Raw genomic sequence first — 18,772 nt, 5'->3', positions numbered from 1 at the left:
ACCGTGGAGATCACCACAACCAGCACCACCACCGACCCGTCGACCGCGATCCGGACCGTCCGCCGTGCGCAGGTCGACCTGGGTGGCCTGACGACCAGCTATCTCCGGGCAGGGGCCGTCGGCTCGCCCGTGCTCGTCCTCCTGCACGACGGCGCCTGGGGCGGGTCGGCCGAGGCGAGCTGGTCGCGCATGCTGCCCCTCCTCGCCCGCGACCACGACGTCATCGCGCCCGACCTCTACGGCTACGGGTCGTCCAGCAAGATGGTCCAGCTCGACGTCGCACCCTACGAGTTCCGGCTGCGCCAGGTCGCCGCGCTGCTGGACGCCCTCGGCCTCCACGACGAGCCCGTGCGGCTGGTCGGGAACTCGTTCGGCGGCGCGATGGCCCTGCGGGCGGCGACCCTGCCGTGGTTCGCGTGGCGGCTCGCGGCCGCGGTCTCCATCGCCGGCACCGGGGGGCCCTACCGCACCAGGGAGGCGCTCGCCGCGCTCTCCCACTTCGACGGCACGGCCAAGGACATGCTCCGGATCGTGACGCTGCTGACCGGCCGGTTCCCCGGGATCGACGACCATGTCGCGCTCCGGCTCGAGGACGCCTGCGACGTCGGCCACTACCGCGCGGTGAGCGCGGCCGGTCTCGCTACTCCCTTCCCAAGCGGCCCGAAGGCCGACGACGACTATCCGCGCAGCCTGGCGACGGTCCAGGTGCCGCTGGGGCTGGTGACCGGGCGGCAGGACACCCTCGTCGAGCCCGGATGGGCCGATCGGATCGCGGCGCACGGACCGACCTGCCGGGTCTGGGAGATCGACGCCCGCCACTCGCCGAACATCAGCGCACCGGAGTCGACCGCGCGGCTGCTGCTCGAGATCCTCGCCGAGCTCACCGACCAGGCCGACCAGGCGGCGCGGCGCTGACGTAGCGCGACGAGGGGGCTTGCCGTCGCGATGACGGCGAGCCCCCTCAGGTCGTCCCGGCGGTCACCGGGGACGCGTCAGGCGGCCGTGGACGACCGTGGCCCGCACGTCGGCCGCACGCGCCACCAGCGGCAGCTGCCACGCGTCGGCGCCACGGGTCCGCACCGAGCGCACGTCCAGCTCCACCGCGTCGCAGAGATCACCGACGCGGAAGCCGGGCGCGCGCCCGGTCGCGCTCGCCAGGCCCAGCGACTCGTAGCCGCGCACGCCGCCGGCGGCCCAGAGCAGGTCCGGCCCGAAGACGCCCCGACGCTGGAGGCGCAGGCGCTGGTCGAGCTCCAGGCGGCTCAGCTCCTCGAGCGGGTCGATCACCACGTGCTGGTCGGACCCGATCGCGATCCGCGCGCCGGCGGCCGCGAGCTCGGGCGCCGGCCCGATGCCGTCGCCGAGATCCGCCTCGGTCGTCGGGCACATCACCACGGTCGCGTCCGCGGCGGCCAGCAGGGCGATGTCAGTGGCGGTGAGATGGGTGGCGTGAACGGCGGAGAAGCGGCTCGAGAGCAGCCCGCATTCGGCCAGGAGTCCCACGGGGGTGAGGCCGTGGGCCTCGAGACAGGCGGCGTTCTCGGCCGGCTGCTCGGAGACGTGGGCGTGCAGGGGCACGTCGGACGGTAGCCCCTCGGCGATCACCCGGAGGTCGTCCCGGCTGACCGCACGCACCGAGTGCACGGCCGCGCCGAGCGTGACGGTCGGGTCGTCGGGCAGGGCGCCGCGCAGCCGGTGCCACCGATCGAGCCAACGATCCGCGCTGCCGTCGCCGAAGCGCGCCTGCTCCGGCGAGAGGGCGGCGCCCACGCCGCCCCTCAGGTAGCAGGTGTCGAGCAGGACCAGCCGGATCCCGGCCGACACCGCCGCCGACGCGAGCGCCAGCTCCATGTCGTGGGCGACGTAGGGAGTGCCGTCGAGACGGTGATGGACGTAGTGGAACTCACCCACCGCGGTGTACCCGGCGTCGCGCATCTCGCCGAAGACCGACCGCGCGAGCTCGTGATAGGTGTCGGGCGTGAGCCGCTGCGCCACGTCGTACATGCCCGTCCGCCACTGCCAGAAGTCGCCTCCGTCGGCGTGCGTGCGACCGCGCAGCGCGCGGTGGAAGGCGTGGGAGTGGGCGTTCGCGAAGCCCGGCACGACCACGCCGAGCGCGAGGTCGTCGGCCGCGACCGGGACGCCGCTCTCGATCGCGGCGATCGAGCCGGCGCGCGCAGTGATCCGGACGTCGGCCACCATCCGTCCCCCGACGAGTGCGAGAGCGCAGTGGAAGGACCGCGACGGAGCGCTCATCGGACCGGCGTCCCCGCCAGCTCCCGGAGGACCGCGGCCAGGGCTCTGGCACCGGCCTCGCAGTCCTCGTCCCGGGCGGCCTCCTCGGGTGCGTGCGACACGCCCGTGGGATTGCGCACGAAGATCATGGCGCACGGCAGGTAGGCGGAGAGGACGCCCGCGTCGTGTCCCGCGCCCGTGGGGATCGCCGGCAGGTCACCCAGGGTCGACGCGACCCGTCGGGTGAGCGGCTCGTCGAAGGCGACCAGGGAGGAGAAGGACTCCTCCTCGACCTCCAGCCGGCAGCCCTCGTCGGCAACGCGGGCGCGGATCAGCTCGAGGGTGACGTCGAGCTGCTCGCGCACCTGGGCGTCCGATCCTCCACGGATGTCGAGCCAGGCATCGACCCGGGAGGCGATCACATTGGTCCCGTTCGGCGTGACGGAGACGCGCCCGACCGTCCCGCGCGCGGCCGGCCGCTCGAGGGCGACCTGCCGCACCGCCAGGATCGCGGCGGCCGCGGCGACCACGGGATCGCGACGGCCCGCCATCGGCGTGCTGCCCGCGTGGTTGCCCTCACCGTGGACCGACAGGCGCCAGCGGCCGTGCGCCAGGATGGACGAGCTGACCGCGAGCGGCAGGCCCCGGTCCTCGAGGTCACGCCCCTGCTCGACGTGCAGCTCCACGAAGACGTCCAGGGCCGCGAGCCGACCGGCGTCGGGCCCCAGCGACGAGACCGCGAGCCCCGCCTCTCGCCAGGCCTGCTCGAGGGTCGTGCCGTCACGGTCGGCACGACGCAGCGCCTCGGCCGGCTCGATCTCCCCGACCATCAGCCGCGATCCCAGGCAGGGCATGCCGAACCGGGAGCCCTCCTCCTCCGCGAACGCGCACACCACGACCGGCCGGGCGGGCGACCAGCCCTCCGCTCGCAAGATGGCGACCGCCTCGAACGCGCTGACCACGCCGAGGGGGCCGTCGTACGCGCCGCCGCCGGGGACCGAGTCGAGGTGACTGCCCGTCGCGACCGCTCCGGTGCGGTCCTCGCCCCACCACGCCCACAGGTTGCCGTTGCCGTCCACCTCCACCGACAGCCCGAGATCCTGTGCCGTGGACCGGAACCACTCGCGCAGCCGCAGGTCCGCGGGCTCCAGCAGGTGCCGGGAGTATCCGCCGCGCGCGTCGTCGCGACCGATGGCGGCGATGGCGGCCAGGCGCTCGCTAACGGACACGGCGCGGGCTCCTCGCCGGTGCGCACGGCACCCTCTCGCCGAAGGGGGTGCTCGGTGTCCGGGTCGTCCTCGTCATCAGCTGGATGTGCCTTTGCTCCTGGGGGAAGGGAAGGTGTCGAGCAGGTCCGCGACCGCCTCCGGCTGCTCGAGCGGCGCCGCGTGCGCGGCTCCGGAGACGCTCGCGAGGGATCCGTGGCGGACCGCGGCCGCGAGCTCGGCCGACTTCGGCTCGGGCACCAGCCGGTCGTGCTCGCCCCAGACCGCGAGCAGGGGCACGTCGACGGCGCCGAGCCCACCCGTGGCGTCGTACGCCGCCAGCGCCCGGCAGGCGAAGGCATAGCTGGCGTCGTCGGCGGCCCGCAGCGCCGCGATCAGCTCGGCCACGCGGGAGGGGCGCCGCGCGTGGGTCGTGGGAGCGAACCACCGCTCCAGCGAGCCCGCGACGAGCTGGTCGGTACCGCCGGAGACGACCGCGTCGGCGCGCTCGACCCACGCGCCGGGCGCGTCGACGCTGATTCCGGACGAGATCACGGTGACCGCCCGAGCCCGGTCGGCGTGCCGGACGGCGAGGTCGATCCCGACCGTGCCGCCGAGGGAGACCCCGGCGTAGCGGAAGTCGTCGATCCCGCGCTCCCGCAGGCCGTCGACCAGGGCGTCGGCGAGGTCGCCGACGGTGAACGGTCCGGGCGCCGGCGCGGACCGCCCGTGGCCCGGCAGATCCCAGGCGACGGTGCGGAAGCGGTCCGCGAGGAGGGCACGGACCTCGGTCCACAACGCGGAGGACGTGCCGAGGGAGTGCCCGAGCACGAGCCACGGGGCGTCCGTCACCTCCGGGGGCGTGCTGACATCGAGATGCAGGTGCATGGCGGCGCTCATTCGACGTGGTTGAGGAAGAACCGGGTGCGCTCCGAGGCCGGCGAGTCGATCAGGCTCTTCGCCTCGCCGATCTCCGCGATCCGCCCCTGGTCCATGAACGCGACCCGGTCCGCGACGTCCCTGGCGAACCTCATCTCGTGGGTCACCACGATCATGGTCATCCCCCGCTCGGCAACCCGGCGCATCACCGACAGGACCTCCCCCACGAGCTCCGGGTCGAGGGCGCTGGTGGGCTCGTCGAAGAGCATCAGCTTGGGCTCCATCGCCAGTGCCCGCGCGATCGCGACCCGCTGCTGCTGGCCGCCGGAGAGATGGCGGGGGTAGGAGTCTCGAAGGTGGTCCAGCCCGACATCGGCGAGCGCCGCCCGGCCGCGTTCGACTGCCTCCTTCTTCGCGATCCCGCGGACCTTCCTCAGGCCGATCGTCACGTTCTCGAGTGCGGTCAGGTGGAGGAACAGGTTGAAGTGCTGGAAGACCATGCCGATGTGCTGGCGGTAGTGCGCGATCTCGGCCTCACCGGCCTCGTGGAGCTCGCCGTTCTTGACGGTCGCGCCGGCGTAGTCGCCTTCGACCTCGATGTAGCCGCCGTCGATCCGCTCGAGGAAGTTCACACACCGCAGGAGCGTGCTCTTGCCCGAGCCCGACGGCCCGATCAGGCACAGCACCTCCCCTGACAGCACGTCGAGGTCGATGCCCTTGAGCACCTCGACGTCACCGAACCGCTTGCGTACGTCGCGGATGGTCACCAATGGGCGCTCGTTCACTTCGCCGCCTCCTCGGGTCGCGCCTTCCCAGGCTTTCGTTGGGGTCCTCGCGACAGGGAGTACTTCCGCTCCAGGAAGTGCTGACCGAGGCTCGCCAGCATCACGATCGTCAGGTACCAGAAGCTCACGACGATGAGGAGCGGCATGACCTTGAAGTTCGAGCCGTAGATCTGCTGCGCACGGGTGAGCAGGTCGCCGCCGCCGATGACGGCGACCAGCGAGCTGGCCTTGAGCAGGCTGATGAACTGGTTGCCGGTGGGCGGGATGATCACGCGGACCGCCTGGGGGATCACGATCGTGCGCATCATCAGGCCCCTCCTCATGCCGAGGACCTGCGCCGCCTCGCGCTGGCCGGGCGGGACGGACATGAACCCGGCCCGGATGATCTCGACCATGAACGCGCCCTCGTGCAGCGAGAGCCCGATGATCGCCGCGGTGAACCCGGTGATGAGGGTGTTGGTCTCCCAGCTGGCCCCGGCGATCGAGATCCTCGGGATGAACAGCGCCGCGTTGAAGCAGATGAGCAGCAGCACCAGCAGGGGCAGGCCCCGGAACAGCCCGACGTACCCCTTGACGAGGGCGCGCAGGACCGGGTTGCGCGACTCGCCGAGCAGGGCGAGCAGGCAGCCGATCAGGACGGCGATCAACTGTGCGATGAACGAGAGCTTGATCGTCATCCAGAGGCCCTCGAGGATGGGGTCGGCGAAGAGGTAGTCCCCCACGACGTCCCATTCGAGGTTCTCGTTGGTCGCGAGACCCTTCACGACGAGGCCGAGGACCGCCAGCGCGACGAGGCCACTGATCCAGTAGCTCGGGTGCCTGCGCGGTCGTGGCTTCGCGAAGGGGTCGCGCACCTCGGCGTCAGCTGCCGTTCGCGTCACTGTGCACCTTCTTCTCGGTCCTCGGGTGGGGCCGGCTCGCTGGTCGCGATCAGGAGTCGCACGAGCCGCAGGTCGTGGGCAGCTCGAGGGGACGCTGCGTCGCCAGGTTGATGCCGGGCTCGTCGAGCGCGATGTCCTGGAGGTCCCACTCCGCCATGATCTTGTCGTAGGTGCCGTCCTCGATGATCGCCTCGAGGGCTCCGAGGAGGGCCTGGGCGGTGTCGTCGGCGTCCTTGTCGACCACGATGCCGACGTAGGTGCGCGACAGCAGCGGGCTCGGGATCACCTCGAAGTCACCGTCGCTGCTCTTGGCCTGCCACACACCCGTCGCGGTGTTGGTGAAGGCGAAGTCGATGCGTCCCGACTGGAGGGCGGTGTTCTGGTCGCCGGCCGTGGGGAAGTTGGTGATCTCCAGAGGCGCCTCGCCCGCGGCCACGCAGTTCTTGGTGAACAGGTCGGCGTCCTCCACGAACTCGGTGCCGGTCTGGACGCCGGCCTTCAGACCGCAGGTCGTCAGCGGGTTCTCGGCGATGTCGTGCTTGTTGTCGGCGGTGGTGATGACGCTCTTCGTCGCGTAGGCGTAGTCGACGAAGGTGACCGTCTCCTGGCGCTCGAGGTTGTCGGTGATGCACTCCATCGCCCCGTCGAAGCGGCCGCTCTGCACGCCGGGGAGCAGGCCGTCGAAGGCGATCGCCGTCTGCTTGATCTCGACTCCGAGCCGCGGGGCCATCGCCATCAGGATGTCGTGGTTGAACCCGTCGATCTCGCCGGACTCGTTGGTGAAGTCGCACGGCGGGTACTGGGGGTCGGTGGCGATCGTGAGGACGCCGGAGTCGCGGACCTTCTGCGGCAGCAGGTCCTTCAGCTCACTGATGACCTGGCCGCTGTCCGCCGAGTCCTTCTCGTCAGCACCGCAGGCGCTCATCGAGAGAGCGATCGCGGACAGGATGGCGGCGGTTGCGGTGACTGCACGGGTACTGCGCATCTGAGGCTCCTAGAGGGCAATCCGAGACTGAGATTGAAAGAAATCATTCAGCGCTGGCGAGAAACGTATCCCTTTCCATACAGAGGGGGCAAGGGTTTCCGGCAGTCGGCCGGAGATGTTCCACGGCCGTAACACGACGGGGCCGGCGCCCGGCGCCCCACGGCTGCTCGCGGTGCCGGAAAAACGCCGCGCGGCGGGCACAGGAGCGTGCCCGCCGCGCTGTGGGTTCCGGCTAGCCGGCCGTCTCGAGGACACCGCCCACGATGTCGACGAAGGCGCCGTCGAGGACGTCGGCGGCGATGGCCTCCATCTCACCGGCCATGATCCGGTCGTCCTCCAGGAAGTCCGCCCGCGAGCGGACCAGGTCGTACGTCGGCCGGCTGGCGGGAGCGGCCTTGCCACCGTTGCGGAGGTCGAGCCCCTGCGCGGCCGACATCAGCTCGATGGCGACGACATAGGCGGCATTGCGGACCATTGGCCCCAGGCGGACCGCGGCATGGGTCGCCATGCTGACGTGGTCCTCCTGGCCGGCCGAGGTGGGGATGCTGTCCACGCTGTTCGGCATCGCCTTGGCCCGGTTCTCGGCGACCAGTGCGGCGCTGGTGACCTGGGCCATGATGAAGCCCGAGTTCAGTCCCGCATTGCCCACCAGGAAGGGCGCCAGGCCGCTCATCGAGGCGTCCATGAGCATCGCCTGACGCCGCTCCGAGATCGAGCCGACCTCGCACAGCGCCATGGCGATGATGTCGGCGGCGTACGCGACGGGCTGACCGTGGAAGTTGCCGCCCGAGAGCACCACGCCGTCGTCGGGGAACATCAGCGGGTTGTCGGAGACGGCGTTGACCTCCTGCTCGATGGTGCGCGCGGCGAACGCGAGCAGGTCGAGCGCGGCGCCCATCACCTGGGGCTGGCAGCGCAGGCAGTAGGGATCCTGGAGCCGCCGGCCCTCGAACTCCACGTCGAGGACCTCGCTGTCGGCGACCAGCCGGCGCAGCAGGGCGGCGACCCTGATCTGGCCGGCGTGGCCGCGGATCTGCTGGATCCGGTCGTCGAGCACCACCTGGCGACCGGCGGTCGCCTCGAGGGTGAGCGCCCCGGCCGCAAGGCCGGCGTTGAAGACGGCCTCGGCGCCGAAGAGCCCGCGCAGCGCGATCGCGGTCGAGGCCTGGACGCCGTTGAGGAGCGCCACGGCCTCCTTGGGACCGAGCACCACCGGCGCCAGGCCCACCGTGGCCAGCCCCTCCACCGCGTCATAGGTCTCACCGGCGATGCGGACCCGACCCTCGCCCATCAGCGCACCGGCCAGGTGCGCGAGCGGCGCCAGGTCCCCGGACGCGCCCACCGATCCCTGGGACGGGACGACCGGGAGCACGTCCGCGTTGATCATCGCGACGAGGAGGTCGGCGATCTCGACCCTGATCCCCGAGTGCCCGCGCGCGAGGCCGATGAGCTTGATGACCATGATCGCGCGCACCGTCTCGTCGGGCAGCGGATCGCCGACGCCCACCATGTGCGAGAGCACCGAGCGACGCTGGAGCTCCTCGAGATCGGCCGGCGAGATCCGGCGGTCGGCGAGCTTCCCGAAGCCGGTGTTGACGCCGTAGACGACGTCTCCGCGCTCGATGGCGTCGACGATCACCTGATGCGCCCGCCGGAGGTTCTCCAGCGCCGACGGCGCCAGCTCGACCTTCACGGGACCGCGGAACAGCGGCCTCAGCACGTCGAGGCTCAGGCGCTCTCCAGTGATGACGATGGGGGTCACGATGCTCAATCCTCCTGGGGTTGGGGTCGCCGAAACGCAGGTCCGATGGGCGCATCGGCGATGACGACACCGCCTCGATCACCGGCCCGGTCCCCCGTTCGAGTGGGGGCGGCGCGGCCAGACTGCAGAAATCCATTCATTTCTGTCGCGACCGTATCGCGGGCTATACAGAGGCGGCAACCTCTCGTTATGTTGGCGCGGTGAACCAGACCCGCGCCGTCGTCCTCGCCTCGCGACCCGTCGGCGAGCCCGGCCCGGAGAGCTTCCGGCTCGAGGACCGCGAACTGCCCGCCCTCGCCGACGGCCAGGTCCTGCTGCGCACGATCTACCTCTCCCTCGACCCCTACATGCGGGGCCGGATGAACGCGTCGCGCTCCTATGCCGCTCCCGTCGAGGTCGACGCGGTCATGGAGGGCGGCACCGTCAGCGAGGTCCTCGAGTCTCGCTGCGACGACCTCGCGCCCGGCGACCTCGTCGTCGCCCACGCCGGATGGCAGACCCACGCGGTCATGGACGGCACCGCCGTGCGGAAGGTCAGCGTCGGCTCAGCGCCGGTCTCCACCGCGCTCGGGGTCCTCGGCATGCCCGGCTTCGCGGCGTACGCCGGACTCGCCGAGATCGGCCGGGTCCAGCCGGGCGAGACCCTGGTGGTCGCCGCCGCGTCCGGCGCCGTCGGCTCCGCGGTGGGACAGATCGCCCGGATCCGCGGGGCCCGCACCGTCGGCATCGCGGGCGGCCCCCGGAAAGTGGCCTGGCTGACGGAGATCGGGTTCGACGTCGCCCTGGACCACCGCGACCCACGCTTCGCCGACCGGCTCGCCGACGCGGTCCCGGGCGGGATCGACGTGTACTTCGAGAACGTCGGCGGTGCGGTCTGGGACGCGGTCTTCCCCCATCTCAACGACTTCGCCCGAGTGCCGGTCTGCGGGTTGATCTCGCAGTACAACACGACGACTGCGCCGCCCGGGCCCGACCGGCTGCCCGCCCTGATGACGGCCATCAACGTCAAGCGGCTGGTGGTGCGCGGCTTCACCCAGCGCGACCTCCTCGCGAGCCACTACGAGGCCTTCCAGCGGGAGATGACGTCGTGGGTGGCCGAGGGCCGGGTCGCCTACCTCGAGGACGTGGTCGACGGACTCGAGAACGCCCCTCGCGCCTTCCTCGGACTGCTGCGCGGCGAGAACTTCGGCAAGCTCGTCGTGCGCGTGGGGCCGGAACCCACGCTCTAGTCCTCGAAGACGGCGAGCTCGGCGGCGTACCGCTCGAAGAGCTCCAGCCGCTCCTGCGACCTCCCGGGACGGGAGTCGGCCATCGCGTGCAGCAGGGCGGCCGAGGCGATGTTCATCGCCGCGGTCGTGTCGAAGAGCAGCCCGCTCCCGAGTCGCACCCCGATCAGCTCGTCGGTCTCGTGGGCGAGGGTCGCGAAGGACTCGTCACTGAGGACGGCCACCCGCAGCCCGGCCCCGCGCGCGTGCCGGACGAGCTCGCACGCCTCGCGGGGATAGCGGGGCAGGATGAAGGCCAGACACCAGGTCGCGCCGTCGGCGGCCGCCCTGGACAGGGCCTCCTTCGCCTGGCTGTCGCCGTGGTCGATGACCGAGATGCCCGGATGGACCTTCGCGCCGAGATAGGCGAAGTGCTGGGCGAAGGACCGCGAGATGCGCAACCCGATCACTGGCAGGGAGGTCGACGACATCAGCGCCCGGCCAACGCGGGAGACCTGGTCACCGAGACTCGGAGACTGGCTCAGCCACTGCAGGTTGGAGATCTCGGCCGCGATCGCCCCCGCGAGCGGGCTGGTCGTGTCGTCGGACGGCGTGGGCGCCGACAGCTCCGCGCGGGCCCAGGTCTGCAGCGCGCGCTTGAAGTCGGAGAACCGCGCATAGCCGAGAGCCGCCGCGAAGCGCGACACCGACGGCTGGCTCACGCCCACCTGCTGCGCGATGCTCTCGCTCGTCGAGAAGGCGGCCGCATCCCGGTGGTCGATCACGTAGCGGGCGATCCGTCGCTGCGCCGGTGAGAGCCGAGCGCTCGCGAGCCGCTCATGGACGTCATCAGGGGCCGTCGCAGCATCCGTTGCCATGCCGGCCTCCCCACGCTTCAACGGCCCACGAGGTCGGGGACCGGAGGATGCCAGGCGGCGGAGTCGTCCCCCTCGCCGGCTTGAATGGTTTCCTTCATGCTACTAGACACAGAATGGAAATGTATCGAGCCGTGATGATTCCGCGAAACCCTCTCCACTCTTCACCCGGGGCGGGTGTGCTTCTGGCGCGTCGGGCGGAGAGCCGGTCGACCGAGGGTGAAGACTGACGCCATGTCGAGAGAGTTCGTGGAGTTCTTCGCCGGGTTCCGGCTGACGCCGGCGCAACGCCGCATCGCCCAGACTCTCGTCGAGCACTCCAATGACGTGCCGTCGATGTCCGCGACCGAGGTCGCCGAGCTGGCCAACGTCAGCCAGCCGTCGGTGACCCGACTCGCCGCCGCGGTCGGCTACAGCGGCTACAAGGAGTTCCGGTCCGCGCTCATCGAGCTGCTGCGCCGATCGCCGGCCGGCTCGGAGCTCGAGGAGCCGAACGAGTACCAGCGGGCCGTCAACAGCGAGGTCGAGAGCCTTCAGGCCCTCGGTGCGCGGCTGGTTGAGCGCGCGCCGATCAGGAGCGCCGGCGCGCGGATCATGGGCTCGCCGGTCCTCACCGTGGTCGGACACCGCGCGGCGGCGCACCTCGCCGGCTACTTCGCCCACTACGCCGCCAAGGTGCACCCCGACGTACGCCTGGTCACCTCGGCGGGATCGGAGATGACCGACACCCTGCTCGCATCGCGCGCGGTCGGCGCCGAGGTGATGGTCGCCTTCGTGCTGTCGCGCTACCCGGTCGACACCGCGCAGACCCTGGAGTACGCCCAGCAGCTGGGCTTCACCCTCATCCTGATCACCGACTCCGAGGCGGCTCCGGGCAGCCAGTGGGCGGAGGTGCTGCTGCGGGCGGCTCCCTCCTCGCGGCTGATCTTCGACACCCACGCGGCGACCCTGCTCACCGCCTCGATGCTCGTCCAGGCGATGTGCGACGAGGCGCCCGCGCTCGTGCAGCGCCGGCTGGAGGACCTGGAGGCATCGATCAAGGGACGCCGGGTCTATGTCAACCAGACCGGCCGCACGCCCAGCAGCCGGCGCATCGTCTCGTCCTGAGCGCCGCGCATCTGACGAACGGGCTGTGAATTCGCCGAATTCGGAGCCCATTCGTCAGATGCGCGACCCCGACCGGACCCTCAGTCGTTGGTGCTGAACGCCGCGTCGAACGCGGCGGCGGGGGCGTCGAACGCGAGCCGGCGGACGAACTCGAGCGCCTCGGGCGCGCCGACCAGGCGGTCCATGCCGGCGTCCTCCCACTCGACGGAGATCGGGCCGTCGTAGCCGATCGTGTTGAGCATCCGGAAGGACTGCTCCCACGGTACGTCGCCGTGGCCGGTGGAGACGAAGTCCCAGCCCCGGCGCGGGTCGGCCCACGGGAGGTGGGAGCCGAGGCGGCCGTTGCGGCCGTTGCCGGTCTGCCGCTTCGCGTCCTTGCAGTCCACGTGGTAGATCCGGTCCTTGAAGTCCCACAGGAAGCCGACCGGGTCGAGGTCCTGCCACACGAAGTGGCTGGGGTCCCAGTTCAGGCCGAACGCCTCGCGGTGACCGATGGCCTCCAGCGCGCGGACGGTGGTCCAGTAGTCGTAGGCGATCTCGGAGGGGTGCACCTCGTGGGCGAAGCGCACGCCGCACTCGTCGAAGACGTCGAGGATCGGGTTCCACCGGTCGGCGAAGTCCTGGTAGCCGGCGGCCACCATCTCCTCCGAGGCGGGCGGGAACATCGCGACGTACTTCCAGATCGACGACCCGGTGAAGCCGACGACGACGTCGACGCCGAGGCGCTGCGCGGTGCGCGCGGTCAGCTTCATCTCCTCGGCCGCGCGCTGCCGCACGCCCTCGGGGTCGCCGTCGCCCCAGACCTGGGAGGGCAGGATGGCGCGGTGCCGCTCGTCGATCGGGTCGTCACAGACGGCCTGGCCCTTGAGGTGGTTGGAGATCGCGTAGACCTTGAGGCTGTACTTCTCCAGCAGGTCGAGCTTGGCCTGCACGTAGGCGTCGTCCTCGGCGGCCCGCCAGGGGTCGAGGTGGTCGCCCCAGCAGGCGATCTCCAGACCGTCGTAGCCCCACTCCGACGCGAGGCGCGCCACCTCCTCGAAGGGCAGGTCGGCCCATTGGCCGGTGAACAGCGTGATCGGTCGGGGCATCGGGGGTTCCTCCTGTTACGGGCGCTCGTACGAGCAGGGTGGGTGGATGGGTGCGGACCGGCGCCGGGACGGAGCGCTGTCCCAGCGCCGGCCGCGGGAGCGCGGCCTGGCCGCGCCCCCCGCCCGATCAGGGGACCCGTCCTCCCGTAGCCCAGCAGAGCCGAACCTGCCGGGCAACGGGCGCCGCCAGCGCGGTGCGGTGACGGATGGACGGATCCCCATCGGCGGACGTCATTCCTCTCTCTCGGTGGTGCTTGTCGGCGTGATCTCGCCGCCGGCCTAGAGCTGGCGCTTCAGCTCGCGGGCCAGCCGCTTCAGGGCCGCCTTGGCGTCCTTGTCACCGGCCTTGCCGGCCTGCGACCGGAACCTGGCCAGCGCCTTCTTGGCCGCCTGGGTGTTGCCCGCGCGGTCCGCCCGCTCGGCGGCGGCGAGGTGCTTGCCCAGCTGCCGCACGACCGCCGCGCTCGCCCGCTTCTCCCGCTTGAGGCGGTCGAGGAGCTTCTTCCCGCCCTTGTAGGAGACCCGGACCTCGAACGAGATGGTCTGCACGGTGGCGTTGCCCGCCCGGTCGGTGACGGTGACGGTCAGCTGGTGCTGCCCCGGCTTGAGCAGCACCGCGTCGACCACGGGCGAGGTCAGCGCCCGGCCGTCGAGAGCGAGCTGCTGACCGGCCACGCCGGACGTCGCGTCCGACGCGGTGACCCGGATCCGCTTGCGGGCGGCCGGCGAGAGCTTCTTGCCCTCACGCAGGCCCTGCACGCTCACCGTCGGCGCGGTCGCGTCGATCCGCACCGTGGTCGACCGGGTCTCGGACACCACGCCCTCGGCATCGGTCGCCCGCACCTGCACCTCGTGGGTGCCGTCCGCGGACAGCACGACCGGGGCGGCGTACGCCGACCAGGGGCCGGCGTCGCCGCGGCGGTACTCGAGGGCCAGCTCACCGGTCCCACCCGAGGCGACCGCGGTGACGGTCACGGGTCCGGTCCACCAGCCGCCGGCACCCGGGGCGGGTGACGTGGTCAGCTCGACCTTCGGCGCCTCCGGGTCCACGTCAGGCTCCGGTACGACGACCTTGAACGATCCCGAGGTCTCGTTGCCGGCCTCGTCGGTGGCGAGGTAGCGGACCGTGTGGCTGCCCGGCTCGTCGATGACGACCGGACCGTCGTACTCGGTCCACGCGCCACTGCCGACCCGGTACTTCACCTGCTCGAGAGCGGTGTCGTCCGTGGCGTCCAGCACGACCGTGCCCGGTCCGGTGAGGTCGAGGGTCGCACAGGCCACCATCGCGCCTTCCTTGTGGACCACGATCGCCCGGCCGTTGGTGCGCGGCGCCCAGGGCACCGTCGCCTCGGCGTGCGAGGTGCCGGCCGCGTCCGCGACGATCCGCGGACCCGAGCTCCACCCGGGGTTGGTGGGCCACAGCTCGTTCGGCGGGTTGCCCGGCCCGGCGGGGTCGTTCAGGTAGTGCAGGCCGAGCGTGTCGCAGGTGCCGACGTGCAGGTGCGACTCGTAGCCCGCACCCGGCTGGAGGCCGGTGAGGTCCAGCTTCGCGGTGGCGGTGCCGGTGCCGTCCTCGTCGATGGCCGAGGTGAGCGTCGCCTCGCCGCCGATCGGGGTGTCGATCAGGCTGGTGACCTCGCCGGCGTAGTCACCGGTCACCGTGGTCTTGACCACGGGTGCGGTGGTGTCGCCCTCCTCGTAGCACGGGATCGCCGTGTCGTCGGGAGTGATGTGGAAGGAGTCGAAGTGAGCGGTGATGTTCGCCCCCGCCGCCTGGTTCGCGAGCGCGAGCAGGCCCACCCTCGGCTCGTTGATCGAGGTCAGGTCCCGAGCGGCCCCGGCCGAGGTGAAGGTCGTGCCGTCGGAGCTGTACGACGCCGAGACGGCCAGGCCGTCCGGGCTCGACAGCCGCAGCCACACCGTGTCGGGGAACGCCGCGCCGAGGTTCGCCGAGTTGGTCTCCGTGGCGGTGCCACCGACCTCCTTGGCGAACTGGATCACGTTGTTCGCCTTGTTGTCGGTCGAGCTGCGTCCCGAGTAGACGAGCTTGAGGTAGTTGTCGTCGTCGCCGTACACGACCAGGCCGGCCTGCTGGTAGGCCCGGACCGCGGCCAGCGAGACCTTGGTCGTGACCGTGAACGCCCCTCCGGGGAGGTGCTGGAGCACGATGTTCGGCAGGTTGTTGGTCCCCGTCCCGTAGAGGTCGCTCGCGGTCAGCGGGATGTGCAGCTGTCCGTCGGAGACCGTGGCCGCGCCGTCCCACCGCACGTTGGAGTCCCACCGCGTGGTGTCCAGCGAGGTCCCCTCGAACCCGTCGGACCTGCCGTTGAGGCAGTCCGGCACGTCCGAGACCACGACCTGGATCGTCTTGGTGCCGCGGGCGCCCCGGCTGTCGGTCGCGTTCACCTTGACCTGGTAGGTGCCGGGCTCGGTGAAGGTGTGGGTCGGGTTCTGCTGCACCGAGGTGCCGCCGTCGCCGAACACCCAGTCGTAGTCGATCGGGGTGTCACCGTCGGGGTCCGTGGCCGAGGCCGTGAAGCGGACCTTGAGCGGCACCGTGCCCGTGACGATGTCCGCCGAGGCGGTCACGACGGGGCGGCGGTTCTCGGTGATGCCGTCGCCGACGAAGTCGATCCAGTTGAGGTTCGACCCACCCGCGGTCTGCACGAAGTAGAGCCGGCCGCTGTCCGCCGTGGCACCGGTCACCGGGGCCGAGACGTCCTGGTAGCTCTGCCAGTCGCCGGTGTTGGGCACCTGGATGGTCGCGACCGTCGGACCGTCGGGTGCGCCCTGGCGCACCTGCCAGACCGCCCCCGCGTTGGGCGAGGCCACCCGCATGGAGATCTCGGTGATGTTGGTCAGGTTCATCACGTCCCACGCGATCCAGTCACCCGGGTCGACGTAGCTGACGTTCTGGCCGCCACCGGCACTGTCACCGGTCTCCTCGGTCGTCACGCCGGGGTCGCCGGTCGTGCCCGAGCCGACGCGCCCGGTGGTGTCGAAGAACTCCGCCTCCTTGCGCTTGGTGTGGACGACGATGGTGTCGCGTCCCTCGAGGCTCGACGCGCCCGGAGCGCCCTTGTCGGTGTAGCTGGCCGTGATCGTGCCGAAGATGTTGGCGCCGACATGGCCCTCGTCACCGGGGAGCGGGATCACGCCCTCACAGCCGTGGTACTGCTCGTAGCCGTGGTTGTGCTCGTCGTGGCCCAGGGCGGGCTGGACGACCACGTCGTCGCAGTCGATCTCGCCGTCCTCCGGGTCGGTGACGACGACCTTGTAGCGCATCGTGTCGCCGAACTCGAAGAAGCCGCCGTCGCGGGGCAGCTGCAGCTCGACCTGCGGCGCGGTGTTGCCGACCACGATGTCGAGGTTGGACACGGCGGTGCGGCCCTCCGGGTCGGTCACCGTCAGCCGGGCGGTGTAGTCGCCGACCTCGGTGTAGACGTGGCTTCCCGTCGCCTGCGTGCTGTCGGTCGTGCCGTCGCCGTCGAAGTCCCACTCGTAGGTGATCGGCGAGCCCTCGGGGTCGGACGACTCGGAGCCGTCGAACTGCACGGTGAGCGGCGCGGGCCCGGACGTCTTGTCCGCGACGGCCTTGGCGATCGGCGCCTGGTTGCCCTCGACGTAGTCGATCCGGTAGATGCCGGAGTCGGTGTTGTTGCCGTTGAACCCGCTGCCCCACTCGATCATGTAGAGCGCGCCGTCCGGCCCGAACTGCAGCGCGTGCGGCCGGGTCATCGGCAGGTCGGGGAGGAACCGGCTGACGTCGGTGTACGCCGTGTGCGCCTGGTTGAGCTGCACGGTGAACAGCCGGCTGTTGTTCCAGTCCGCCCAGATCGCCTTGCCGTCGAAGTAGCCCGGCCACTTGCGGTCCGACACCAGGTCGGGGTCGTAGTCGTAGGTGCCCGAGGTCATCGGGGCACCGCTGGCGCCGATCTCCGGAACGCCGGTGAGGCTGGCGTTGTTGCTCTGCCACATGGTGGCCGGCTTGGCCGGCGGCAGGTTGGTGAGTCCGGTGTTGTTCGGCGAGTTGTTGACCAGCGCCGCGCAGTCGAACGCCGCGCCCGAGGTGCTGGTCGCGAAGTCGTAGTCGTTGTACGGCGTGTTGTTGCCGACGCAGTACGGCCAGCCGTAGTTGCCCGGCTCGGCCAGCACATTCCACTCGACCCGGCCGTTCGGGCCGCGGGTCGCGCTCACCGAACCGGCGTCAGGGCCGTAGTCGGCGACGAGCAGCTTGTTGGTCTGCTCGTCCAGACCGATCCGGAACGGGTTGCGGAAGCCCATCGCGTAGATCTCGGGCCGCGTCTGCGCGGTCCCGGCCGGGAACAGGTTGCCCGTCGGGACGTCGTACCCGCCGGCGTTCTTCGGCTTGATCCGCAGCACCTTGCCCGAGAGGCTGTTGGTGTTGCCCGCGGTGCGCTGCGCGTCCCAGGCCGAACGACCGGCGCGCTCGTCGATCGGGTTGTAGCCGCTCGAGTCGAACGGGTTGGTGTTGTCACCGGTCGCGATGTAGAGGTTGCCGTCGTGGTCGAACTCGATCGCGCCACCCGCGTGGCAGCACTGGTCGCGCTGCGTCGGGATGTCGATGATCACCGTCTCGTTGGCGGTGTCGAGCACGTTGCCGTCGAGGGTGAACCGCCCGACGCGGTCGCGCGGTGTCGCGCCCTGCGGCGAGTAGTAGAGGTAGACCCAGTGGTTGGTCTCGAAGTCCGGGTCGAGCGCGATGCCGAGCAGGCCGAACTCCTGGCCGGTGTAGACGTTGACGTGCCCGGCCGTCACCACGTTGCCGTTGGCGAGGATCAGCTTCACGTCGCCGTTGCGGTCGATGTAGGCGACGCGACCGTCGGGCGCGATCGCCAGCTCCATCGGGTTGGACGTGTTGTCGTCGAGGGTGACCTTCTGGAAGCTCGACTGGAGGGTCGCCTTGCAGTCGGCGTCCAGGACGCCGGCCGCGGTGCGGATGCCGCCGAGGATGTGGTCGAGGAACTGCGGGTCGGCGAAGGACTGGTCGGTGTGGCCCATGCCGGTGTACCAGGAGCGGCCACCGTCGTAGTCCTGGCACCAGCTGATCGGGTGCTCGACGCCCATGTTGCCGCCGGAGTAGGTGGTCTCGTCGAGCGAAGCGAGCACGTGCACGGCGCCGCGCGGGTTCGTGCGGTAGTTGTACCACTCGTCGGTGCGGTTCCAGGTCGGCGCCATGCCCTCGGTCGAGGGGTGCGCGGGATCCTCGACCTTGACGGTCGCGTTGGGCGTGCCCGGCGGGTGTCCCTGGAAGTAGGAGCCGACCAGCTGGCCGTACCAGGGCCAGTCGTACTCGGTGTCGGAGGCCGCGTGGATGCCCGCGTAGCCGCCCCCGCCCTGGATGTAGCGCTCGAAGGCGCCCTGCTGGGCCTCGTTGAGGACGTCACCGGTGGTCGACAGCCAGATCACGACGTCGTACTGCGCCAGGTTGGCGTCGGTGAACGCGCCCGCGTCCTCGGTGGCGTCGACGGTGAAGCCGTGGTCGACGCCCAGCTGCTGGATGGCGGTGATGCCCGTGCCGATGTTGCCGTGCCGGAACGCCGCGGTCTTGCTGAAGAGCAGGGCCTTGAACGGATCGGTGTCTCCATGGTCGTCGTGCGCCCGGGCCGGGGCGACGAACGTCATCGCGCTGACGGGCAGCGCGACGAGCGTGGCCAGCAGCGCCAGGAGCGCAAAGCGCACCCGGCCCCGTAGCCGCGTGATGACGGTGTGCATCACGTACTCCTTCGTGTTGGCGGTGCGCT

General features: G+C 71.0%; 13 protein-coding genes. 3 read left to right on the top strand and 10 right to left on the bottom strand.

Translation table 11 applies throughout. The features are described from left to right. Positions 1–3 precede the first annotated feature (3 nt). Positions 4–915, top strand: coding sequence for an alpha/beta fold hydrolase (locus tag JOD66_RS17820; RefSeq protein WP_204838173.1), 912 nt, complete (start codon positions 4–6; stop codon positions 913–915). A 63-nt stretch (positions 916–978) separates the two neighbouring features. Here JOD66_RS17820 and JOD66_RS17815 read toward each other — a convergent pair whose 3' ends face one another. The 7 genes from JOD66_RS17815 to hutH form a co-directional block, all read right to left on the bottom strand. Further along, positions 979–2,256, bottom strand: coding sequence for a formimidoylglutamate deiminase (locus JOD66_RS17815; protein ID WP_204838172.1), 1,278 nt, complete (start codon positions 2,254–2,256; stop codon positions 979–981). Then, positions 2,253–3,464 (bottom strand): allantoate amidohydrolase, encoded by a 1,212-nt coding sequence (locus JOD66_RS17810; protein ID WP_204838171.1) that lies wholly within the window; start codon positions 3,462–3,464, stop codon positions 2,253–2,255. The genes JOD66_RS17815 and JOD66_RS17810 overlap by 4 nt, the downstream gene beginning before the upstream one ends. A gap of 75 nt (positions 3,465–3,539) precedes the next feature. Further along, positions 3,540–4,328 carry an alpha/beta fold hydrolase gene (locus tag JOD66_RS17805; RefSeq protein WP_204838170.1) on the bottom strand — a complete coding sequence of 263 codons (789 nt, stop codon included), beginning with the start codon at positions 4,326–4,328 and terminating at the stop codon, positions 3,540–3,542. A gap of 8 nt (positions 4,329–4,336) precedes the next feature. Beyond that, a complete protein-coding gene (locus JOD66_RS17800) occupies positions 4,337–5,104 on the bottom strand; it encodes an amino acid ABC transporter ATP-binding protein (RefSeq protein WP_307823595.1) in 768 nt (255 codons plus the stop codon). Then, positions 5,101–5,985, bottom strand: coding sequence for an amino acid ABC transporter permease (locus tag JOD66_RS17795; protein WP_204838169.1), 885 nt, complete (start codon positions 5,983–5,985; stop codon positions 5,101–5,103). Before JOD66_RS17795 ends, JOD66_RS17800 begins: the two co-directional genes overlap by 4 nt. A gap of 49 nt (positions 5,986–6,034) precedes the next feature. Further along, entirely contained in the window at positions 6,035–6,970 is a 936-nt protein-coding gene (locus tag JOD66_RS17790) for an ABC transporter substrate-binding protein (protein ID WP_204838168.1), read from the bottom strand. A 232-nt stretch (positions 6,971–7,202) separates the two neighbouring features. Continuing rightward, entirely contained in the window at positions 7,203–8,732 is a 1,530-nt protein-coding gene (gene hutH, locus JOD66_RS17785) for a histidine ammonia-lyase (protein ID WP_204838167.1), read from the bottom strand. A 200-nt stretch (positions 8,733–8,932) separates the two neighbouring features. On the opposite strand from hutH, the gene curA reads away from it, so the two are divergent. Continuing rightward, on the top strand, positions 8,933–9,961 hold the full coding sequence (gene curA / locus JOD66_RS17780) for an NADPH-dependent curcumin/dihydrocurcumin reductase (RefSeq protein ID WP_204838166.1): 1,029 nt from the start codon (positions 8,933–8,935) through the stop codon (positions 9,959–9,961). Here the strand turns inward: curA and JOD66_RS17775 are convergent. Next, complete coding sequence (locus JOD66_RS17775) at positions 9,958–10,815, bottom strand: MurR/RpiR family transcriptional regulator (protein ID WP_204838165.1); 858 nt, start codon at positions 10,813–10,815, stop codon at positions 9,958–9,960. The two genes, curA and JOD66_RS17775, sit on opposite strands and share 4 nt — an antisense overlap. A gap of 231 nt (positions 10,816–11,046) precedes the next feature. Between JOD66_RS17775 and JOD66_RS17770 the strand changes: the two genes are divergently transcribed. Further along, positions 11,047–11,919 carry a MurR/RpiR family transcriptional regulator gene (locus tag JOD66_RS17770; RefSeq protein WP_204838164.1) on the top strand — a complete coding sequence of 291 codons (873 nt, stop codon included), beginning with the start codon at positions 11,047–11,049 and terminating at the stop codon, positions 11,917–11,919. Positions 11,920–11,999: 80 nt separating this feature from the next. Here the strand turns inward: JOD66_RS17770 and JOD66_RS17765 are convergent, their stop codons facing one another. Continuing rightward, positions 12,000–13,007: a sugar phosphate isomerase/epimerase family protein gene (locus tag JOD66_RS17765; RefSeq protein ID WP_204838163.1), complete on the bottom strand. Its 1,008-nt coding sequence runs from the start codon at positions 13,005–13,007 to the stop codon at positions 12,000–12,002. Between the two features lie 279 nt (positions 13,008–13,286). Further along, the gene (locus tag JOD66_RS17760) at positions 13,287–18,743 is read right to left on the bottom strand and encodes a ThuA domain-containing protein (protein ID WP_204838162.1); all 5,457 of its coding nucleotides are present in this window, start codon (positions 18,741–18,743) and stop codon (positions 13,287–13,289) included. Between the last annotated feature and the right edge of the window lie 29 nt (positions 18,744–18,772).

Source organism: Nocardioides nitrophenolicus, from assembly GCF_016907515.1.
GTDB lineage: Bacteria > Actinomycetota > Actinomycetes > Propionibacteriales > Nocardioidaceae > Nocardioides > Nocardioides nitrophenolicus.
This window is presented reverse-complemented; position numbering and strand designations above follow the sequence as displayed.

Bases quoted from the DNA above. Each gene is read 5' to 3' on its own strand.
- JOD66_RS17815 (WP_204838172.1), bottom strand. From the start codon at position 2,256: ATGAGCGCTCCGTCGCGGTCCTTCCACTGCGCTCTCGCACTCGTCGGG.
- JOD66_RS17805 (WP_204838170.1), bottom strand. From the start codon at position 4,328: ATGCACCTGCATCTCGATGTCAGCACGCCCCCGGAGGTGACGGACGCC.
- JOD66_RS17765 (WP_204838163.1), bottom strand. From the start codon at position 13,007: ATGCCCCGACCGATCACGCTGTTCACCGGCCAATGGGCCGACCTGCCC.
- JOD66_RS17760 (WP_204838162.1), bottom strand. From the start codon at position 18,743: ATGCACACCGTCATCACGCGGCTACGGGGCCGGGTGCGCTTTGCGCTC.
- JOD66_RS17775 (WP_204838165.1), bottom strand. From the start codon at position 10,815: ATGGCAACGGATGCTGCGACGGCCCCTGATGACGTCCATGAGCGGCTC.
- JOD66_RS17790 (WP_204838168.1), bottom strand. From the start codon at position 6,970: ATGCGCAGTACCCGTGCAGTCACCGCAACCGCCGCCATCCTGTCCGCG.
- JOD66_RS17770 (WP_204838164.1), top strand. From the start codon at position 11,047: ATGTCGAGAGAGTTCGTGGAGTTCTTCGCCGGGTTCCGGCTGACGCCG.